At 32.4% G+C, this 1,391-nt stretch carries 2 protein-coding genes; one reads left to right on the top strand and one right to left on the bottom strand.

The window, feature by feature from the left end; translation table 11 throughout:
* Nucleotides 1-263 precede the first annotated feature (263 nt).
* Nucleotides 264-608 (top strand): hypothetical protein, encoded by a 345-nt coding sequence (locus tag J416_RS14855; RefSeq protein WP_003475417.1) that lies wholly within the window; start codon nucleotides 264-266, stop codon nucleotides 606-608.
* Nucleotides 609-996: 388 nt separating this feature from the next.
* Here J416_RS14855 and J416_RS14850 read toward each other — a convergent pair whose 3' ends face one another.
* Nucleotides 997-1,239, bottom strand: coding sequence for a hypothetical protein (locus tag J416_RS14850; RefSeq protein ID WP_003475416.1), 243 nt, complete (start codon nucleotides 1,237-1,239; stop codon nucleotides 997-999).
* Between the last annotated feature and the right edge of the window lie 152 nt (nucleotides 1,240-1,391).

Raw genomic sequence — 1,391 nt, 5'->3', positions numbered from 1 at the left:
CGGCGACGCCTGCGGGAACAACACGAGCCGAAAATCACCCGAAACGAAACTTGTGAGTTTCGGAAAGCCCGCGCCGTGCCCGCGGCAAGCGCCCGTCTGAAGCGAAAATCGAAAGATTCCATCTTTTATTCGAAAAACTAAAGGCATTTTAATGAATATCCAAGCAATTAATATTTATTTTTTGTTATGTCACGGATTCAGGAAGAAAGTTAAACATACCATTTATTGTTAATTATATTACATGAAGCAAAGGGGAGTTTAAAATGAAGAAATATATATTTGTTTATTTAATCATAATGTTAGTTATAATTACAGGCTGCTCAGCAAAATTGAATTTCACCGCCGCTATAGAAGGTATAAATGATAATAAAGTTTCACTAGAATGTTCAGATTTAATAGATGATAGTTCCGATGTAGGTTACGAATGTTCGATTAAGATCACTGAAAATACTATGATCAAGAATATTGATGGAGATGTAGTAACATTAGAATCATTAAAAGAAGGTCAGCATATAGATTTAACAGTCAATAAGTCTTTATCTGAGAGATTACCTAACCAAAGTGAAGCAAAAGAAATTAAAATTATAAAAAATAAGAATAGTATGTAGTATAGTACTCAACTGTCGCAAACAAAAATAGCAAAGTATGCCAGATATAGTTAGACAAATCTACATTCCATTGTTGTAGTTGACTAAAAACACACCTTGTTAACTATAAAACAAAACCCTCGACACCAACAGTGCCAAGGGTTAATTTGATTAATACATTTGAATATACTGTTCTCTTTCCCAAGGGTGAACTTGCGTACGGAACATACTTTTACGAAATGAAATTCGATAAATTTCATTCAAACAGTTGATAAATCCGTGTTTTAAATAATTAGTTATATCAATCATACTCAATGATTTTCAGAATTTGTGGGTGTTTCGTGGGTGTGATTGTGGGTGGATTAAAAGGCACCTACTTATTCGGTAGGTGCCCTTTCTTCGTTGAAAATCAATCTAACTTTTTTTGACTAAAATAATTAGTAATGTAGGATAAAGCAATTAATACTAATCCATTATAAGCAGGTTGTGTAATATCGCTTATGATTTGCGCAATCCGTATTGGTTCTGGTTCCTCTCCTTCAGGTATATATTGAGTAGCATTTAAATGAAAAGTAGACTCCATGTTTGTAAATACCATGATAATGAAATAAATTATACCGCCCCAAAACAGAACTTTTGATATTTTATCCAAAATTAATACCTCCTTTGTGCTTATTATCGTCACAAATTTCGATTATAAAATATTAAAAATAGAAAATCAAAAATTCCAAAAGAAAAAACACCTACCATAAAAGATAGGTGCCAAAGGAACTACAACTCGCATTCATACCTCATATTTATCTA

This window comes from Gracilibacillus halophilus YIM-C55.5 (assembly GCF_000359605.1).
In the GTDB taxonomy this organism is placed as follows: domain Bacteria; phylum Bacillota; class Bacilli; order Bacillales; family Amphibacillaceae; genus Gracilibacillus; species Gracilibacillus halophilus.
The sequence above is the reverse complement of the archived record's forward strand: the minus strand, read 5'-3'. Positions and strand labels throughout refer to the sequence as shown.